This is a genomic window from Paenibacillus sp. FSL R5-0378, from assembly GCF_038009285.1.
Taxonomy (GTDB): Bacteria; Bacillota; Bacilli; order Paenibacillales; family Paenibacillaceae; genus Paenibacillus_AQ; species Paenibacillus_AQ favisporus.
On record NZ_JBBPAY010000001.1, the window covers coordinates 2,634,080 to 2,651,890 of the forward strand.

Genomic DNA, 17,811 nt, shown 5'->3' on the forward strand with positions numbered 1-17,811 from the left:
CGCATGTGATTCGGGGTCAAAGCCCCAACTAGCCTAATCATGGTTTAACAAGTAGGGGGGATGAACAGAATAGCTTTCGGGATCTGAGTCCCACGGGCAGAAACGTTCGATCCCCGGCTACCTCAATCTTATGACCACACAAAAATGAGGTCGACCAGTAAGTTCTGGTCACCTCATAATACGAACGGGCAGGATAGTGCAATCGGTTGTTCAATGAACGATACGGCACTCGAAATATAACTACCAATAATGTCTGACATATTGTTGTCAGCATTCCCACCTTATAATTAGTTTGAGAATAATTAAACGAGTGGAGGTACCACGATGATCCCTTCGAACAAAGTTACATGGTTTCAACTTCCCGCAGATGATGAGCAACGAGCATGGTGTTTTTATGGGCAAATTTTTGGCTGGAGCCAGGAAGAAGTCTACGCAAATAAGACTACGACTGGCGCCATAAATGGCGAAATCGTACGGCGTAGCGGAGAACTAAAGGAACCGCGCCTTGTAATTCGGGTGGATGATGTTGATGGAATGATTGAAAGAATCATTCATTTTGGCGGTAAAATCATACAGCAACGAACCGAAATTACCGAGATCGGTATGGTGTATGCTTCGTTTGAGGACACTGAAGGAAATGCGGTAAATATTGTAGGTAACATCTAATAATCGAATCCTTGGCAAGAAGGAGCATTTGATGACGAAAATATATGATCATGGACATTCCTGTGAATGACTTCGTTAAACTAACGGGAAACGATAGTTGAATAAACGACCTCTTGAAAGAAGCTGCCGGTGCAGTTCGGTAGCTTCATCTACGTTAACGGGCAGGATGGTTCAGTCGTTTCTCGAATATCATATTATGGATAACACCAGTCAAAACAAGGATTTAACGTATATACGTATACATTACTACCCGACCTAACAAGTGCTAGTAAGGTGGGTATAGCAATAGAGGGATAGGGAGATAGATAGATTCCCTCTCGTTGCTCGTGTACGATTTGTAGCTAAGCATGCATGTCCTTTGCCTGATCCTTAATGGATCAGGTTTTTTGATTTTAGGTTACCGGGTAACAGGTAATCATTTTGAATCGCTCTGAACCGTAGATAACGAAACGAGGACGGGACCGGCAAAATTCGATGCCTCCTCGCCTTTGGGATTCCGAAGACGAAACAGGAAGGCATTTGAAGATAGAGCTCGGCAAAGCCCAGCGGGTGCTCGACAAGCTCTCCGCTATGTTCGGATACTTCACTGAACGAAATCAACTCCCTTTTACCTGCAGCTGCAAGCTGAGCTAAATCGTAATTAGCAGGCAGCTTTTCGATATCGACATAGTACTCCGGGTGGCTGCTAAGATATCCAAGCGGTAGCCTTTTGCAGTATGGACGCGGCAGCATTATTTTTGTTTCGCTACATCAATATGTTCGGATGCCTTTTTTAGTAAATAGAGGTTCGAGCTTTCCTATAACTCCGCTCAGGAACATAGTACAGGTCAATGTAATATCCTTACATTAGACCATTTAACAAGGAGAGCTTAGATGAGCCGGAAATTAACCTTTGATTATATTATCGTAGGAACAGGTCCTGCTGGCGCCGTAATCGCCAAAACATTAAGCGATAATAAAGAAGTATCGGTTCTTGTCCTGGAGGCCGGTGGGAACAACGATAAAGACACCCCCATTAAGGACTCTACATTCGCACTGGAATTGGAAGAACAGTTCTTCCCCCAATATTTTTGGCAGGGGGAAGGGGTTCCGCAAGAGGAGCTGGATGAGCGGGCATTTGAATGGACAACGGGACGCCTTTTAGGCGGAGGGTCATCGATTAACGGTGAGCAGTATGTACGTCCTACATCAGCTGTTTTCAGGGAATGGGAAAAGCTCTTAGGTCCGCTGTGGTCACCTAGACGGGCCATTCGCCGATTCAAGAAATTAGAGAAGTATAACGGAGAAACCGATGATCTGAACGCCCGTGGATTCAATGGAAGGATCGATATCAGACAGGCTCCGGTAAATCCCACATCTATGGCGGAAAAGCTCACGACGGCTATTGAGAGGGCTACAGGCTATCCCGAGATCCTCGATTATAACGATCCTAAAACTCCCCTGGGGCCATTTACCCGCTGGCAGTTGTATCAAAATCCCAAAGGCCGAAGAGAAAGTTCCTCCACAGCCTTTCTCTCCTCGGATATCATGACGCCTTCCGGCCGCGGTGTAAACGGCAGGAAACTCAAAGTGTTCTTTAATTCAACGGCTCTGCGCGTGCTTTTTGACAAGAAACGCGCCACAGGAGTGGAATTCCTGAAAGAAGGAAGACGCATTCGTGCTTACGCCCAAAAAAAGGTCATTATCTCTGCAGGCATCAATAGCGCTCAACTATTAATGCTGTCCGGAATTGGTCCAGCTGCATTACTTAAAGAAGCGGGTATCCCCGTGATTTTTAATAACCCGAACGTAGGTAAGAGGCTGAGAAATCATACGCTTAACTTTGCCGCTTTCACTACCAATCCGAACGATGCTGCCCTGCCTGCGAATGACCCGGATGCCCTTTATACAGGGGGGGCCTTTTTGCCCGATCCGACGGGTGTAAACAGCAATCGCCGGGCGGTTCAACTGATTGGCATTGGTTCTGACAGCACGTTAACTTTAGCAGTTCTTTACTTGCGCCCCAAGAGCCGCGGCTCGATTAAGATACAGAACAAGGATCCGCTTAAAATCGTGCTTGCGGATGAAGGATTTCTGACCAATCCGGATGACATGGAAGCGGTTAAAAATATTTTTAGAACCTATGTGAAAAATATAGCGGCAGAACTCGCATCCATCGATCCGTCGTACCAGCTTGTTTCACCGACACTGGATATGATTGAGGACGACGCCCAACTGGAGGAGTATATTAAACAGAATTTCGACCATAATCATCACCAGCAAAGCTCCCTTCGTATGGCTCCGTTAAAAAAGGGAGGGGTAGTGGATCGAACGGGCCACGTGCATGGGGTAGAGGATTTGATCGTTGCCGACGCTTCCATCATTCCATTTACGGTGGACGGTAATACATCCGCCGCTACTTTCCTTATTGGTTATACGATTGCGAGGCAATTGGTCTCACCGGATAAAAAAGGCAGAAGACAGCCATCCGAGGGCGAGGAAGAGTAATGGCCCCAACTTATTCATAAATAACGCCTAAGTCCCCGAGCTCGAAAACCCGGGGACTTTTTTTTAATGCTGTGCAGCCGGTGCGTGAAGCGCTTTACTCCTTGTTGCTCCTCAGCCCAAAAACTTAATGGATTCTTTGGTTTTTCTGGCAAATGCAATGGGATCATCGATCGACTCCCAGTGAACGTACATCAAGCGCGGATTCTCGAATAACCAGTGATTGTGGACGGCCGTTACTTTAATCCCGTTTTTGCGGAGATTGCTCAGCAAGCGGTTGACTTGACTTTGGAAGAGAGCGGTTTCGCCTAAACAGAGTGCCTTGCCTGAACTGTTCAGGGATTCGAAGGAGAAGAGCTGGTAGCGGACCAAAGGAGAAGTGGTACGTCTTCCTAAAATCGAGGCTCTAATGACCCGGTTTCTGGAGACAAAACAAACCGGACCTTTCGTAATTTCGTGCTCGGTTCCACCTAAAATAGCTGAGAATTCGTTACAAAGTTTTTTAAAGCGAGGACTTACTTTAACTTGCGCCATCCGAAATCATCCTCCCATGAAATGATATAAATACAGCCTGCCCGTTTAACCGTGTTAGCCCAGGAATTTAATGGATTCTTTTGTTTTTCTGGCGAATGCAACCGGATTGTCAATAGACTCCCAGTGCATATACATTAAGCGAGGCTGCTCTTTCAGCCAGTGGTTATGGACTGCGGTTACTTTAATCCCGCGTTTACGGAGGTTCGACATCAACCGATTCACCTGATTTTGGTGAACGGCCGTTTCACCCAAACAAAGCGCGCGGCCCGACTTATCAAGAGATTCGAAGGAAAACATTTGCATTTGAACCAAAGGGGAACGTGTTCTTTTGCCAAGAATGGTTTCTCTTAAATTCGTCATCCGCGTAACAAAGCAAACCGGACCTGCTTCAATTTCCGATTCGCCGCCCAATATTTTTCCGAATTGGGTACAAAGTCTTTTGAACTGCGGGCTAACCTTTACTTGTTCCGCCATCATAAGTCCTCCTTTAATCAAGTTCTATGTATTCTATGATCAAGGAAGCAAGAGGTATGGACTGATAGCGTAGGGTACTCGCATAAAAAACGAACGACCGATGCTGCATCATGAGCAGGCCGGTCCGTTATCTGAACCCGTATCGTGTTTTCTTCCAGAGCAGCATGACAAATGCTTGACGGGGAGAGGCATTTTGTGATAGTTTCATCCATATCAAATGAACAGGGAGGGATAAAGCGATGACGATTTCTGAGATTGTAGATGATCAGGTGAACCTGTCTTCGGGAGCAATGCTGGGCAAGGTTCACCAAATCACAAATCGGATACCGGAGCTTTATCCTTCTATGCATAAACATCGCAGGTGACTTGTTTTTAAAATAGTCGCTTGTTTGTGTATAGCTTGGTTAATGTATCGCAAGAAAGCACCGGTATGCTGGTGCTTTTTTTTGCGTTGTCTCCGTGTAAAAGGAGATCGTTAACGTTGAAGCACATCACTAAGTATGAAAAAATCCGTCAGATCCTATCTATCCTGAAACAACCGGATTATAGATACAAGCAAATAACTGATGCTATTTTCAAGCAGAAAATCGGACATTTTGAAGAAATGAGCAGCTTGCCTAAAGCCGTAAGAAACGAATTCATCAAGGAGATTGGCAACCCTGTGCTGAGCATTACGCCCAAAATCGTGCAGCAGTCCAAGCAAGTAAGCAAAATTCTTTTTGCCATCCCTGGCGACGAGCACATCGAGTCCGTAAAGTTAAGTTATAAAAACGGGTGGGAATCCTATTGTATCTCATCCCAGTGCGGCTGCGGGTTTGGCTGTACCTTTTGCGCTACGGGAACGCTGGGGTTGAAGAGAAATCTCACAGCGGATGAAATCACGGACCAGCTTCTTTATTTCCATTTGAACGGCTACCCATTGGACAGCGTGTCCTTTATGGGGATGGGCGAAGCCCTTGCAAATCCGTATGTGTTTGATGCCTTACATGTGCTGACCGATCCTGAGCTTTTTGGCCTGGGTCATCGGAGAATTACGGTGTCTACCATAGGCATACTGCCTGGAGTAAAGAAATTAATGAAGGATTTTCCGCAGATGAATCTAACCTTTTCTCTCCACTCCCCATTTCCGGATCAGAGAAGCGAGCTCATGCCCATCAATCATCATTTTCCGCTGGAAGAAGTGATGAAAGTGCTTGATGAGCATATTCAAACGACGAAACGAAAGGTATACATTGCTTATATCCTTTTGAGGGGAATCAATGACTCGGCCAAGCACGCTGAAGCGGTTGCTGATTTACTGCGGGGAAGAGGACCATGGGAACATTTATATCACGTCAATCTCATCCCTTACAATGCCACCACAGCCACCCCGCAAAGTTATAAAGAATCGGATCACAGCGGAATCAGCATGTTCCTTAAAATCTTAAAGACCAAAGGAGTCCATGTTACCGTCAGAACCCAGTTCGGTTCCGATATCAACGCAGCATGCGGTCAGCTGTACGGATCACAGTGAGATTTTGAAATTTTGCTGCCTGAACCATTTTTTCAAGGAGTGAGTCTCAGTGAGATACATTAACGCCTCTGCCGTCCTGCCGGAGGAATTGGTTGAAAAATTACAGGAATTTGTACAAGGGGAATACCTCTATATACCGGCTATAAAAAATCAACATCGAAGCTGGGGAGAGCTATCCGGCGCCCGACAAGAGATTAATAAAAGAAACCATGAAATACTGAAAGCATATATACTGGGAGCATCTGTCGAGGAGCTTTCGGAATCGTTCCATTTATCGACCTATGCGATCAGAAAAATAATTTATCAGAAGTAGAAGTAGAAGTAGAAGTGGATTCCCCCCTCAAGCAAATCGTGCTAAAGGAAAGCATGGTGTGACTTGCAGGGGGGTTTTTACGTTGTTGCTACGAAATGCTACAGCATCATTCGGTATATAGATCAGGAAAATCCAATCTGTTAACGTATAAATGTAGGCAGGGAAGAGGGGGTCAAAGTCATGAATGCCATCGTAAATATTTCGGTTGTAGTTTAAGTGAGCATAAAAGTAAGAAGATAAATCATACGGGTAACAACTAATTATCGCTATTTATGCTTGCTTAAGGGCTGAACGTACTTCGCATATAATGCCCATTAAGTCTAGAGGATCATCAGGAGGTAGTTAGATTGTTAAAGATTTCAGTATATGATATGGATGGTAGAGTGATCGGTGAAATGGAGCTCGAACAATCCATCTTCGGCATAGTCCCGAACGAATCCGTTTTACATGAAGCGGTGGTCAATGTTCTCGCGAATAAGCGCAGCGGGACGCATTCCACCTTAACCCGCGGCGAAGTTAGAGGCGGAGGCCGAAAGCCATATAAACAAAATAAAATCGACCGATCCAGAGCGGGTTCGATTCGTATGCCGCACTGGCGTCATGGAGGGATTGCGTTTGGCCCCAAACCTCGCGATTATGGTTATCACCTGAATAAAAAGGTCAAGCGTCTGGCGCTCAAATCGGCTTTGTCGGCTAAAGTACAAAATAACGAGCTCATTGTCGTCGACCGCATTCATTTAGAGAGTTACAGGACAAAGACCATCGTTGCCATGCTGAATGCTCTGGGTGCCGATCGAAAAGCGCTCATTGTCTTACCTGAAAAAGATCATATGATCTTTAAAAGCGCAAATAACATTCCGGGTGTGCAAACCACAGAAGCCGATTCGCTGAATGTATATGACATTCTGAATTGCGATAAGTTCATAATCACTAAAGATGCTGTGAGAGTGGTTACGGAGATCTATGTTTAGGAAGGAATCCTATATATCATACGCCTCAGTATTAGCCTGAATCCGAAGAGGATCAGGCTTTTTAGTTTGCGCATGAACGATGAAGGATTATAGTTATAGCTAAGCCCTATCATATAAAGATCATGTTTGAACAGGAGGGAAGTGCATGGCATCCGGTACGGAGACAGGCACATACGGCTTTCGTTTCACGGCGCCTTCGCACCTGGCGCTGTGCGAATTGTTTGCGGTCGGGCGGGACGAGATCAGGCATCCGTCGTACCGATGGGACGGGGAGGAGCGGAAGGACGGTCCGCTGCTGTTGTTCCAGTATACGCTGGAGGGCGAGGGCATGTTCGAGTCGGGGACGGAGACGTACCAGATCGATCAGGGACGGGCAATTATGGCCGAAATCCCGGGTGATCACCGCTACTATTTTCCGGCGGATGGGTCACATTGGTCCTTCGTGTTTATTCTGATGCGGCCATCGCTCATCCTGCCGAATTGGGAGGAAGCAAAGCTGCGGTTGGGAGAGGCTCCCTACCTGCCGCCCACAAGCCGGCCTGTCCGCGCGCTGCTGGAGATTTGGGATCAGGCGGGCCACGGCCGGATTACCGACCCTTACACGGCCTCTTCCTGTGTATACTCTTTCATTTCTGAGCTGTGCCGGTATGCGGTAGCGCCGCAGGACGAGCGACGGAACTGGCCGGAGAAAGTGCGCCAGGCCGCCGAGTATATGGATGCGAATTACCGTTCGATGATCAGCCTGGACCAGCTGTCGGACCGGCTCGGGTGGTCCAAATACCATTTGCTGCGCACGTTTGCGGCTGCGGTCGGCCAGACGCCGAGCGAATATTTAAACCGGGTCCGCATTGAACAAGCGATGCGGCTGCTCCGGCAGACGGATATGAGCATTGAACAGATCGCGGAGCAGGTCGGATATTCCGGCGGCAGTTACCTGATCAAGGTATTCCGCAAGATGACCGGGCTGACACCCGGGGGCTTCCGCTCCGAAGAGGGGCAGCTGACGTTCAGCCGGATGTTTTTTGAAGATTATAACGTCGATAGACGTTTTTCTGATTAGTCGGCGAATAAACCGCAATATTTTGCTGTAATAGAAGAAAGATTACTATGGAAACGTTGTTCTTCCCGGACGTAATATAGGAGGCGTAAAAGCAATTTTATGATACGAAATCAATTCGGGAGGAACGTCATGCAGCATCATTCGTTTGCACCAACACCCCCTATGGGATGGAACAGCTGGGATTGTTACGGCGCAACCGTTACGGAAGCGGAAGTTCGGGGCAATGCCGAATATATGGCACGCCATTTAAAGGATTACGGCTGGGAATACATTGTCGTCGATATTCAGTGGTACGAGCCGGGAGCGGTCTCAGACCTGTACAGGCCCTTCGTCCGGCTGGAAACCGACGGTTACTCGCGCCTCATTCCAGCAGTGAACCGCTTTCCGTCTGCGGAGGGAGGCCAGGGCTTCAAGCCGCTGGCGGATTACGTACATAGCCTTGGACTAAAATTCGGCATCCATATCATGCGAGGCATTCCACGGCAGGCCGTACATGATAATACGCCGATCAAGGGCACGAACGTTACGGCCCGGGATATCGCCCATACCTGCTCTTTCTGTGGGTGGAACACGGACATGTATGGCGTCGACGCGGGCAAGAAAGGGGCTCAGGAATACTATCATTCCTTGTTTGAGCTGTACGCCGAATGGGGCGTCGATTACGTCAAGGTGGATGACATTGCGGATTCTTGGCTGCACGGAGGGCCGCATTTGGCGGAAATAGAGCTGATCCGCAAGGCGATCGACCATGCCGGCCGGCCGATGGTGCTGAGCCTGTCGCCGGGACCCGCACCTGTGAAGCATGCCGATTTCCTTGAAACCCATGCCAACATGTGGCGGATGACCGACGATTTCTGGGACCGCTGGCCGCTGCTGCTTGATATGTTCGACCGCTGCGAAACCTGGCAGGGACGGCCGAAGCCCGGCTGCTGGCCGGATTGCGACATGCTCCCGCTGGGCCGCATCGGCGTCCGCTGCAGTCATCCCGACCGGATGACGAACTTTACGCGTGACGAGCAGCTGACGATGATGACGCTGTGGACGATCTTCCGCTCGCCGCTTATGTTCGGCGGGGAGATGCGCGACAACGACGAGTGGACGTTATCGCTGCTGACGAACCGGGACGTGCTGGACATGCATCAGCACAGCTTCGGCGCCCGCCAGGTGAGCCGGAGCGAAGGCCGAGTGATATGGGCTGCTGAGGGTCCTCATGGCGAGCGTTACGCCGCGCTGTTCAATACCGGCGAGGAGGCTGCCGAAGTTTCCGTGTCGCTGGCTGAGCTGGGCATTTCCGGCTCGGCGCATGCGCGAAATTTGTGGACCGGAGAGGAGCGCAGGGAGCTGGGCGGCACATTGGCTTCTGCCGTTCCGCCGCATGGAGCTTCTTTGTTCCGGCTTATAGCGGAATAACACCCTTTTGTTGATGCAGACATGATCAGAGGAAGTCTATCTTTTATAGATAGGCTTCCTTTTTGTTAAGATGATCGAATTCATAAAGCTCTGTACGGCCCTGGCTGCCCGATGTGACGATATATCAATTAGATGTTGGTATAGATCATTGTTTAAATCAGGGGAGTCATTTACAATTTTTTTAAATTTAGTGCAAGTCATATAGAGATACAATGATATCTTGAGAGAATGTATGGAGGTGTTCCGAAAAAACAGATGAGACCATTGTGATTGGAGAAATGGATGGGGTCAGAGCGTTTTTTGCTTATTATTGAAAGCGTTTTCGAATGATTGGCTGGGAGTGATATTGTGGTTCCCCGTCAAATCTACGAATCTTTAGGGAAGGTGACACGATGCGCATACGAGAGTACAGCACGAAAGGCATATCTTTCAGGAAATTCCTCTACATACTTCCGTTCATGCTTTTGCTTGCTGTCTTTGCCTACTATCCGCTATACGGATGGGTCTATGCATTCTTCGACTACTCGCCGCCGATTCCGTTGTCCAAATCTCCGTTTGTCGGCTTACAGTGGTTTCGTTCCTTGATCGAAAACCAGGTCAAGATCGACCAGCTGCTCCAGGTCATCAAGAACACGTTCGGGATGAGTGGATTGGGGCTGCTGTTCTCCTGGCTCCCCATGATTTTTGCCATATTCCTGAACGAAATAAAGGCCGTGCGGTTCCGGAAGTTTGTGCAGACGGTAACGACCCTGCCGAATTTCATCAGCTGGGTACTGGTATATTCTTTGGCGTTTTCCATGTTTTCCAGCGAAGGCATCGTCAACGGTCTGTTGAAGCAGCTGGGACTGATCGATTCCCCGATTTTATTCCTTCAGAACTCCGATCATGTCTGGATCACCATGTGGCTGTGGACGATCTGGAAAACGTTAGGCTGGTCCGCCATCTTATACATAGCGGCGATTACGGGAATTGATGATTCCCTTTATGAGGCGGCCCATGTGGACGGGGCAACGAGAATGCAGGTGATATGGAACGTCATCCTGCCGAGCATGCTCCCGACGTATTTTGTTCTGCTGATGCTGCAGATCGCCAGCTTTCTGAATAATGGCTTGGAGCAATATTTCGTATTCCAGAATGCATTCAACAAGGAAAATATACAAGTTCTGGACCTGTATGTTTATAACTTGGCGATGGGGGGCGGCAGCTACTCCGTATCGGTCGCAATCAGTATGCTGAAGAGTTTGATTAGTGTTGTTCTTCTCTTTTCGGTAAACGGATTCTCCAAATTGTTAAGAGGAGAGAGTATCGTATGAGAAAAGCTGCAGTTCAGGTAAGCCCGACAGACAAAATGATCACCGTATTGATCTACGTCCTTTTTTCCCTGTTTGCTTGCGTATGCGTATATCCGTTCTACTCCATCATCATTAATACGATAAGCGCAAACGATATCAGTGCCCGGGGGGACGTCGTCTTTTATCCGCTGCATATCCATTTCCAGAACTATTTGGACGTTTTTAAAATACCGGGATTGGGGAATGCGGCTTTGATCTCCCTGGGCAGAACCGTGATCGGAACTCTGCTGACGGTAGGGGCCTCCGCCTTTTTGGGATTTATGTTCTCCCAAGAGGATATGTGGGGGAGAAGATTCTGGTACCGGTTCACCGTCATCACCATGTTCTTTAACGCCGGCATTATTCCGTGGTATCTCACCATGCGTTCCCTGCATCTGACCAACAATTTTTTGGCATACATTCTGCCGACGATCGTAGCCCCGTTCTTCATCATTCTGGTCAAGACCTTCGTGGAATCGACGCCGAAGGAATTGCAGCAGGCGGCAAGCATCGACGGAGCGGGCACGATGATGATCTTCTTCAGGATCATATTGCCGATAAGCAAGCCGATCTTGGCGACGGTCGCGATATTTACTGCAGTGGATCAGTGGAACTCTTTTCAGGATACGCTGCTGCTCGTTACGGACAGCAAATTATACACGCTGCAATTTATTCTCTATAACTATATCAATCAGGCGAGCTCATTATCGACCATGGTTAACCTGCAAAATGCCGGTTCGACGGCCATAGCCAGTCTAGCCACAGAGCAAACCACGACTTCCATTCGCATGACCGTTACCATTATCGTCGTTGCCCCCATATTACTCGTCTACCCGATCTTCCAGAGGTTTTTCGTCAAGGGAATTATGATCGGGGCGGTCAAAGGTTGATTTTCGCATGGGATTAAAAATGGATTAGGAGGATGGTCAATGAGTAAAAGCAGGAAAGCAGCAAAAAAATCGGTCATGCTATTGTTCGCTTGCCTCTTCATCGCCTCGGTCGGGCTGGCCGGCTGTGGAAGCGGATCCAATGAGGAGCCGGGTACCGATACAAAGACTTCCGAGAATAACACAGCCATCGATCACAGCAAGCCGCTGACGATTACGGTGTTCGATAACGCGGCGAATTACCAGGGCGAGCAGACCGGATGGTATGGCAAGCTGCTTAAAGACAAGTTTAATCTGACGCTGAACATACTTGCTCCGCAGGTTGCCGGGGATCAGTTATACAAGACGAGGTCGGCAGCAGGAAATTTGGGGGATCTCCTGATCATCGATAACAGTCAGCTGGAAGAGCTCATCCCGGCCGGTCTCATTATGGACTTGACGGATAAGGTCAAGAACACCAAGTACTTGTCCCAGTATGTGGATAATCACTTTAAACCTTTCAACGAAGCTTTCGATAAAGTGAATCCGGACGGCAAAATTTATGCGTTACCGACGTTTACAGCCGATACTTCGCCAACGACCTTCTCGGAAGACCAGCCTTATTCCAGCCCCATTTTGCCCTGGGATTATTACAAGGGGGTAGGGGCACCCAAGCTGAACAATTTGACCGACCTCCTGAATGTACTGAAAAAAATGCAGGAGAAGTATCCCAAGACTCCGGACGGGAAACCGATCGTACCGATCACCCTGTGGAAGGATTGGGATGGCGGAGGGATGGAGAACGTACGCTGGCTGAGCAACTGGTACGGCTATGAGCAGCCTGACGGAACTTCAACCTTACAGCTGAATGCGAAAGGCGATATCGTTCCGCTCATCGATGATAACAGCATGTACAAAAAGATTTTGCAATTTTATTTTACGGCCAATCAGATGGGGCTGATCGATCCGGATTCCGCGTCGCAGGATTGGAACAAAGTCTCTGAAAAACTGACCAACAAACAGGTGCTCCTCTTATGGTATTCCTGGCAAAGAGGGTTCTACAATTCCATTGAAAGGGGTAAAAACGGCGACGGCTACGTTTCAGTTCCAATCGCGGATTCCCGGATCATTCAGACCAGTGATGCCTACTACGGCAACGGCAGGGTTTTTGCCATCGGTTCAAAGGCCAAAAATCCCGAAAGGATCATGGAATTCCTGGATTGGTCGGTTTCTCCCGAGGGCTTGCGCTACTACACGAACGGCTTTGAAGGGTTCAATTACGAAAAGACGGATGACGGCAAGTTCAAGCTGACCGAAACAGGGCAAACCGCTTTCCAGAAGAACACCCCCGTACCGGATCAATATGGAGGCGGCGGATACCAGGACGGACAGAGCAAGATCAATAGCATGATCATGAGCGATTTTGTCAAGGATCCGGACACCGGCGAATTCTATAACAACAATTACTGGAGTTCCACTATAGAAGCTAACAAGACCGCCTTGACCACGGACTGGCAAAAAACCTACGACGCCAAGAACGCAACAGACTACTATCAGAAAAATAAGATGATCGACATCGTGCCGAATATCAATACAAGCTTCGGCGTCGACTCGTCGGATATTAAAAATAAACGGAGCCAGATTTCGGACTATGTAAAAAATGCATCCTGGAAAATGGTGTTTGCGAAGGATCAGGCGGAGTTTGACCAGCTGTGGGCAAAGATGAAAACGGATGTGGCAGGTCTCGGCTGGAATGACGTACTTGCTGCGGATACGGCAAAAGCGCAAAAAATCGTTCAAATGCGTTCCGAGGCATCGGCCGGCAAATAAGAGCAGGGGCTGTGAAGGCCAGTGAATTCTAACGATGAAGGGAGACGTTACACATGCTTCGAATCGTACAAGTTGAAAACGGGGTGGTGCAGGGACTACCAGCAGCCGACCCCCGAATCACCAGTTTTAAAGGAATCCCATTCGCCGCTCCGCCCGTAGGCGACAACCGGTGGCGTGCCCCGCAGCCGGCCAACGACTGGGAAGGCGTGCTTAAGGCGTACGAATTCGCGCCGATCTCGATGCAGGTAAGGCAGGAGATCGACGAAAACAATATCTATACCCGGGAATGGGCCGTGGAACCGGACATCGCCATGGACGAGGACTGTCTCTACCTGAACGTATGGACCCCGGCTAATCGGACCGATGAGAAGCTGCCGGTCTACGTGTGGTATTTTGGCGGAGGTCTTCAGGTCGGCCATACGGCTGAAATGGAGTTCGACGGTGAGCGCATCGCCAGAAGAGGGATCGTGGTCGTCACGATCAACTACCGCCTCAATGTGTTCGGATTTTTATGCCATCCGGAAATTACGGCGGAAGCGCCCGAAGCGCCGGCTAACTTCGGCAATCTCGATCAGCAGGCGGCCACCAGATGGGTCAAGCGCAATATTGCGGCTTTCGGCGGCGACCCGGACAACATCACGATCGGCGGTCAGTCCGCCGGCGGCGGCAGCGTGATGACACAGCTGACTTCGCCTCAGAATGAGGGGCTGTTTCAAAAGGCGATCATTCAAAGCGGAATCTACACGAAGCTGTATCCGGGGACTCGCGTTCCCCCGCTTCGGAGTCATTTGGCTGAGGCCGAACAGGATGGCGTGAAATTTTTTGAATACCTTGGCGTATCTTCACTTGCGGAAGCCCGGCAGCTGGATGCCGTCACTCTCCGCGACAAGGCTGTGCAATACAAGGGATTCTGGGGCACCGTCGCAGATCAGGTGTTCAGCGTAGGCAATCCGTTTGAATTGTTCCTTGAGAACAAGCGCTGGAACGTGCCGGTCATGTTTGGCCACACGTCCTCCGAGTTCTTCAGTACTCCGGATGTCCATACGCCTGAAGAATTCAAGAAGCTGGCCGAAGACATGTTTGGAGACGACGCAGAGGCGTTCCTGGAACTGTGTGGCGCGCCATCGGCCAACGTGGAGGAGAGCCGGCAGAAGGCTGCGGTGAGCGGCATCGAATATGCGATCCGCATCGCCGCACAGGCCAATGCCGAGACCGGCTCCGGTACGCCATTGTACTATTACAATTTTGATGCCGAGATCCCCGGCTGGGATGATCCGGGCACCTTCCACTCGGTAGATCTCTGGTTTTTCTTCGAAACGCTGGCGAAATGCTGGCGGCCGTTTGTCGGCAAGCATTACGATTTGGCCCGCCAGATGTGCAATTACTGGGCGAACTTCATCCGTAACGGTGATCCGAACGGGCTGGATGCAACGGGAGAGGAACTGCCGCGATGGGAGCCTTATACCCCGGAAGCCCCTTATGGAATGCTCTTTGCGGATCAGGCTGAATTTTCCCAAGAGCAGCCGAGCGAGATCATGAAATTTCTGGTGCGCCAATATTTCAAGAAGAACAGACCCGTCTTGCAACCAGAGGCTTAGCATGGCGTGATATGGATATCAAGCTTGTTTATGCTCCTGGAATTTTCTTGGTGAATAGCCTGTCATCTGTTTGAACTGTCTGCAGAAGTGCTCCACATTTTGATACCCGCATCGGGAGGCGACTTCAGCAATGTTTTGGGTGCTGTGAATTAAATATTCTTTGGCCAACCGGATTCGGCTGTTGATGACGTCTTCCATGCAGGTGACCTTAAAGGTTTTTTTGTAGATGCTCTGCAGGTAGCCTGGGCTGATTCCGAGATATTCGGCCATTTTCGCAATCGTCCAGTAATCGCCCGGATCGTTCTGGATCGCGGTTCGAAGCTTCAACAAGTTATAATACTGAGGCGTAATCGGTTCGTGAAAATAAGATTCCAACAGCTTGTTGAACAGCGTCCGCAGCAAACAGTCGATGGACGAAGCCCTGTAATCCCGATGAAAGTTGTGTTCGATGGTCAACAGTTCAAACAGCTTGCGGCAGTAGTCCGGATCATCCAGGGAAAAGGGGACTCCGAGCGGCAGCGGCGATTCCGTAATATAGGGCTCATTAGATTCAAAGCGGATCCAGTCATTGATGAATTGATCGGCGCAGGCCCGATAATACACTTTCTGCTGCGGGCGGTAAAGGATAACGCTGTGCGTAGGATATTCCTTCAGCGCACCATTGACCCAGAACTGCGCGGGAGTCTTGGTGATGACAAGAAGCCAGTGATGACCCACGGGAACATCGATCACAAAGTTGCTTGGGTGCGTCGTGTTATACTCAACAAAATGAATACGGGCCATCCTTATCCCTCCTTGGAATGATGTTTCTACTATACTATAACAAGGAAAATATGAACGAAACCCTATGAGTTCTACCTTAGCATCAGGAAATATGTTCAGTGACCGGGTCATGAGATGATCCACCGTTTACAAGCGCCTCGCGGCTGCCGTCAATTCGCCGCGGGGCGCTTGTTTGTGTTAAACCTTGGGCGACTATATTTTTAGGGGGAACATCTTGAGTTTGTGAATTGTAAGCGATTTCTAGAAAGATATAATTTAGTTATCACCAGGTGAGAATATGTGACAATAGATGAAAAAGGGGAGGGCACAAAGAAATGCGCAAAAAGGTAAAACGTTCACTCATCATTTTGTGTATCGGCATGATTTCTACGGCACTGCTGCTATCCGGCTGCAGCGGATCAGGAAAAACGAGCGGCGGGGGATCGACGGCTGAATCAAGCGGGGACGATACGAAACCCATTACCCTGTCTGTGTTTATGGACGCCCCGGGCCAGCAGCCTACGGCCGACAACAAAATTTATAAATTGATTAAAGAAAAAACCGGCGTCAGTCTGAATATGGAATTTTTGGTCGGGGATCTGCAGCAGAAGCTGGGCGTTATGATCGCAGGCGGCGACTACCCGGATCTCATCTCGGGCAATGACAAACTGATCAATGCGGGGGCTTATATTCCGCTGGAAGATTTAATTGAGAAGTATGCGCCCAATTTGAAGAAGCATTATGCGGAAGTATGGAATCAAATGAAGGATCCGAAGGACGGACATATTTATGTACTCCCAAGCTACGGCGTGTATACCGGTTCGGTTCACGATACGACCTATCAGGGGCCGGGGTTCTATTTGCAAAAGGATGTTTTGAAAGAAATGGGCTATCCTACACCGAAAACGCTAGAAGAGTACTTTGATATTATCGCGAAATATAAGGCCAAGCATCCGGATATGATCGGATTTGAAACCTTGAATTTTGACTGGAGGGTATTTCCGCTCCAGAACGCGCCGGAGCATTTATCCGGTCACCCTAATGACGGCGGCGTGATCGTGGACAACAACAAGGCGCAAATTTTTGCGGACAAGGATATCGCGAAAACCTACTATAAGAAGCTGAATGAAGTGAACGCACAGGGCTTGCTGGATAAAGAGGCCTTCGTGCAGAACTATGACCAGTACCTGGCCAAAATCGCCAGCGGGCGAGTGATCGGCATGTTCGATCAGCATTGGAACTTCCAAGATGGTGAGAATTCCTTGATTTCCCAAGGGAAAATTGGAAGCACTTACGTCGGCTTTCCGCTCATGTATCCCGGTGCAAAGGAATACTATCGTGATCGCGGAGGGTTAAACCTCAATCGCGGGTTTGGTATTTCCGTAAAAGCCAAAGATCCGGTTCGGATCATTAAGTTTATGGATGCATTGATGACAGAGGATTGGCAGAAGACGCTGCAATGGGGAATCAAGGGAGAAGATTATGAGGTTAAAGAAGACGGCACGTTCTACCGGACTCCGGAGCAGCGGAAAAATGCGGACAACAATACCTGGAAATTAGCGAACAAGGCAGATTCGTTCTTTGGATACATGCCTAAAATGCAGGGATCTTACAGTGATGGCAACGCGACGGATCCCGGAACCCAGCCGCAGGAATTTTACGATAGCTTGAAGCCTTATGATCAAGAGATCTTAAAAGCATACAATCATAAAACCTGGGCGGAATTTTTCAAGGAGCCCGGCCCGAACCCGGTATATTTCCCGGCTTATACCATCATTCTGGAGGACGGCTCGGCCGCTCAACTAGCCAGCACCAAATTAAACGACCTGTCGGTCAAATATTTGCCGAAAGCGATTATGGCTTCCCCTTCGGAATTTGATAGTGTATGGCAGGATTATGTGAATCAGATCCACAAGCTGGATATTAAGGCTTATGAAGACCGCATGAATGAACAAATTCAATGGCGGATTAAGAACTGGAGCAGCAAGTAAGAGCTGTA

The 17,811-nt window shown here is 48.9% G+C and carries 15 protein-coding genes; 12 read left to right on the plus strand and 3 right to left on the minus strand.

Features of this window, described 5'->3' with window-relative positions:
* Positions 1-324: 324 nt before the first annotated feature.
* Together MKY74_RS12445 and MKY74_RS12450 are read left to right on the plus strand one after the other, a co-directional pair.
* Positions 325-666 (plus strand): VOC family protein, encoded by a 342-nt coding sequence (locus MKY74_RS12445; RefSeq protein ID WP_076169220.1) that lies wholly within the window; start codon positions 325-327, stop codon positions 664-666.
* A gap of 873 nt (positions 667-1,539) precedes the next feature.
* Positions 1,540-3,153 carry a GMC family oxidoreductase gene (locus MKY74_RS12450; RefSeq protein ID WP_076169219.1) on the plus strand — a complete coding sequence of 538 codons (1,614 nt, stop codon included), beginning with the start codon at positions 1,540-1,542 and terminating at the stop codon, positions 3,151-3,153.
* Between the two features lie 111 nt (positions 3,154-3,264).
* On the opposite strand, the gene MKY74_RS12455 is transcribed toward MKY74_RS12450, so the two are convergent.
* Together MKY74_RS12455 and MKY74_RS12460 are read right to left on the minus strand one after the other, a co-directional pair.
* Entirely contained in the window at positions 3,265-3,684 is a 420-nt protein-coding gene (locus MKY74_RS12455) for a DUF1259 domain-containing protein (protein WP_076169218.1), read from the minus strand.
* A gap of 54 nt (positions 3,685-3,738) precedes the next feature.
* The gene (locus tag MKY74_RS12460) at positions 3,739-4,158 is read right to left on the minus strand and encodes a DUF1259 domain-containing protein (protein WP_076169217.1); all 420 of its coding nucleotides are present in this window, start codon (positions 4,156-4,158) and stop codon (positions 3,739-3,741) included.
* Between the two features lie 481 nt (positions 4,159-4,639).
* Here MKY74_RS12460 and MKY74_RS12465 point away from each other — a divergent pair, with 481 nt between their 5' ends.
* From MKY74_RS12465 to MKY74_RS12505, 9 genes are all read left to right on the plus strand, one after another.
* Complete coding sequence (locus MKY74_RS12465) at positions 4,640-5,671, plus strand: Cfr family 23S rRNA (adenine(2503)-C(8))-methyltransferase (RefSeq protein WP_076169216.1); 1,032 nt, start codon at positions 4,640-4,642, stop codon at positions 5,669-5,671.
* A 49-nt stretch (positions 5,672-5,720) separates the two neighbouring features.
* Entirely contained in the window at positions 5,721-5,984 is a 264-nt protein-coding gene (locus tag MKY74_RS12470) for a CD3324 family protein (protein WP_076169215.1), read from the plus strand.
* Positions 5,985-6,331: 347 nt separating this feature from the next.
* Complete coding sequence (gene rplD / locus MKY74_RS12475; protein ID WP_076169214.1) at positions 6,332-6,955, plus strand: 50S ribosomal protein L4; 624 nt, start codon at positions 6,332-6,334, stop codon at positions 6,953-6,955.
* A gap of 145 nt (positions 6,956-7,100) precedes the next feature.
* A complete protein-coding gene (locus MKY74_RS12480; RefSeq protein WP_076169213.1) occupies positions 7,101-8,015 on the plus strand; it encodes a helix-turn-helix domain-containing protein in 915 nt (304 codons plus the stop codon).
* A 129-nt stretch (positions 8,016-8,144) separates the two neighbouring features.
* Entirely contained in the window at positions 8,145-9,425 is a 1,281-nt protein-coding gene (locus MKY74_RS12485; protein ID WP_076169212.1) for a glycoside hydrolase family 27 protein, read from the plus strand.
* Between the two features lie 392 nt (positions 9,426-9,817).
* Positions 9,818-10,738, plus strand: a complete 921-nt coding sequence (locus MKY74_RS12490; protein ID WP_076169211.1) for an ABC transporter permease subunit — start codon at positions 9,818-9,820, stop codon at positions 10,736-10,738.
* Entirely contained in the window at positions 10,735-11,646 is a 912-nt protein-coding gene (locus MKY74_RS12495; RefSeq protein ID WP_076169210.1) for a carbohydrate ABC transporter permease, read from the plus strand. The genes MKY74_RS12490 and MKY74_RS12495 overlap by 4 nt, the downstream gene beginning before the upstream one ends.
* 39 nt (positions 11,647-11,685) lie before the next feature.
* Entirely contained in the window at positions 11,686-13,452 is a 1,767-nt protein-coding gene (locus MKY74_RS12500; protein ID WP_076169209.1) for a hypothetical protein, read from the plus strand.
* 53 nt (positions 13,453-13,505) lie between these two features.
* Entirely contained in the window at positions 13,506-15,050 is a 1,545-nt protein-coding gene (locus MKY74_RS12505) for a carboxylesterase/lipase family protein (RefSeq protein ID WP_076169208.1), read from the plus strand.
* A gap of 18 nt (positions 15,051-15,068) precedes the next feature.
* Here MKY74_RS12505 and MKY74_RS12510 read toward each other — a convergent pair whose 3' ends face one another.
* Positions 15,069-15,833: a helix-turn-helix transcriptional regulator gene (locus tag MKY74_RS12510; RefSeq protein ID WP_076169207.1), complete on the minus strand. Its 765-nt coding sequence runs from the start codon at positions 15,831-15,833 to the stop codon at positions 15,069-15,071.
* Positions 15,834-16,147: 314 nt separating this feature from the next.
* Here MKY74_RS12510 and MKY74_RS12515 point away from each other — a divergent pair, with 314 nt between their 5' ends.
* Positions 16,148-17,803 carry an ABC transporter substrate-binding protein gene (locus MKY74_RS12515; protein WP_076169206.1) on the plus strand — a complete coding sequence of 552 codons (1,656 nt, stop codon included), beginning with the start codon at positions 16,148-16,150 and terminating at the stop codon, positions 17,801-17,803.
* Positions 17,804-17,811 lie beyond the last annotated feature (8 nt).

Excerpts from the sequence above, each read along its gene's own strand:
- MKY74_RS12495 (WP_076169210.1), top strand. The coding sequence starts at position 10,735 with ATGAGAAAAGCTGCAGTTCAGGTAAGCCCGACAGACAAAATGATCACC.
- MKY74_RS12500 (WP_076169209.1), top strand. The coding sequence starts at position 11,686 with ATGAGTAAAAGCAGGAAAGCAGCAAAAAAATCGGTCATGCTATTGTTC.
- MKY74_RS12445 (WP_076169220.1), top strand. The coding sequence starts at position 325 with ATGATCCCTTCGAACAAAGTTACATGGTTTCAACTTCCCGCAGATGAT.
- MKY74_RS12455 (WP_076169218.1), bottom strand. The coding sequence starts at position 3,684 with ATGGCGCAAGTTAAAGTAAGTCCTCGCTTTAAAAAACTTTGTAACGAA.
- MKY74_RS12485 (WP_076169212.1), top strand. The coding sequence starts at position 8,145 with ATGCAGCATCATTCGTTTGCACCAACACCCCCTATGGGATGGAACAGC.
- MKY74_RS12460 (WP_076169217.1), bottom strand. The coding sequence starts at position 4,158 with ATGGCGGAACAAGTAAAGGTTAGCCCGCAGTTCAAAAGACTTTGTACC.
- MKY74_RS12490 (WP_076169211.1), top strand. The coding sequence starts at position 9,818 with ATGCGCATACGAGAGTACAGCACGAAAGGCATATCTTTCAGGAAATTC.
- MKY74_RS12505 (WP_076169208.1), top strand. The coding sequence starts at position 13,506 with ATGCTTCGAATCGTACAAGTTGAAAACGGGGTGGTGCAGGGACTACCA.
- MKY74_RS12480 (WP_076169213.1), top strand. The coding sequence starts at position 7,101 with ATGGCATCCGGTACGGAGACAGGCACATACGGCTTTCGTTTCACGGCG.
- MKY74_RS12450 (WP_076169219.1), top strand. The coding sequence starts at position 1,540 with ATGAGCCGGAAATTAACCTTTGATTATATTATCGTAGGAACAGGTCCT.
- MKY74_RS12515 (WP_076169206.1), top strand. The coding sequence starts at position 16,148 with ATGCGCAAAAAGGTAAAACGTTCACTCATCATTTTGTGTATCGGCATG.
- MKY74_RS12510 (WP_076169207.1), bottom strand. The coding sequence starts at position 15,833 with ATGGCCCGTATTCATTTTGTTGAGTATAACACGACGCACCCAAGCAAC.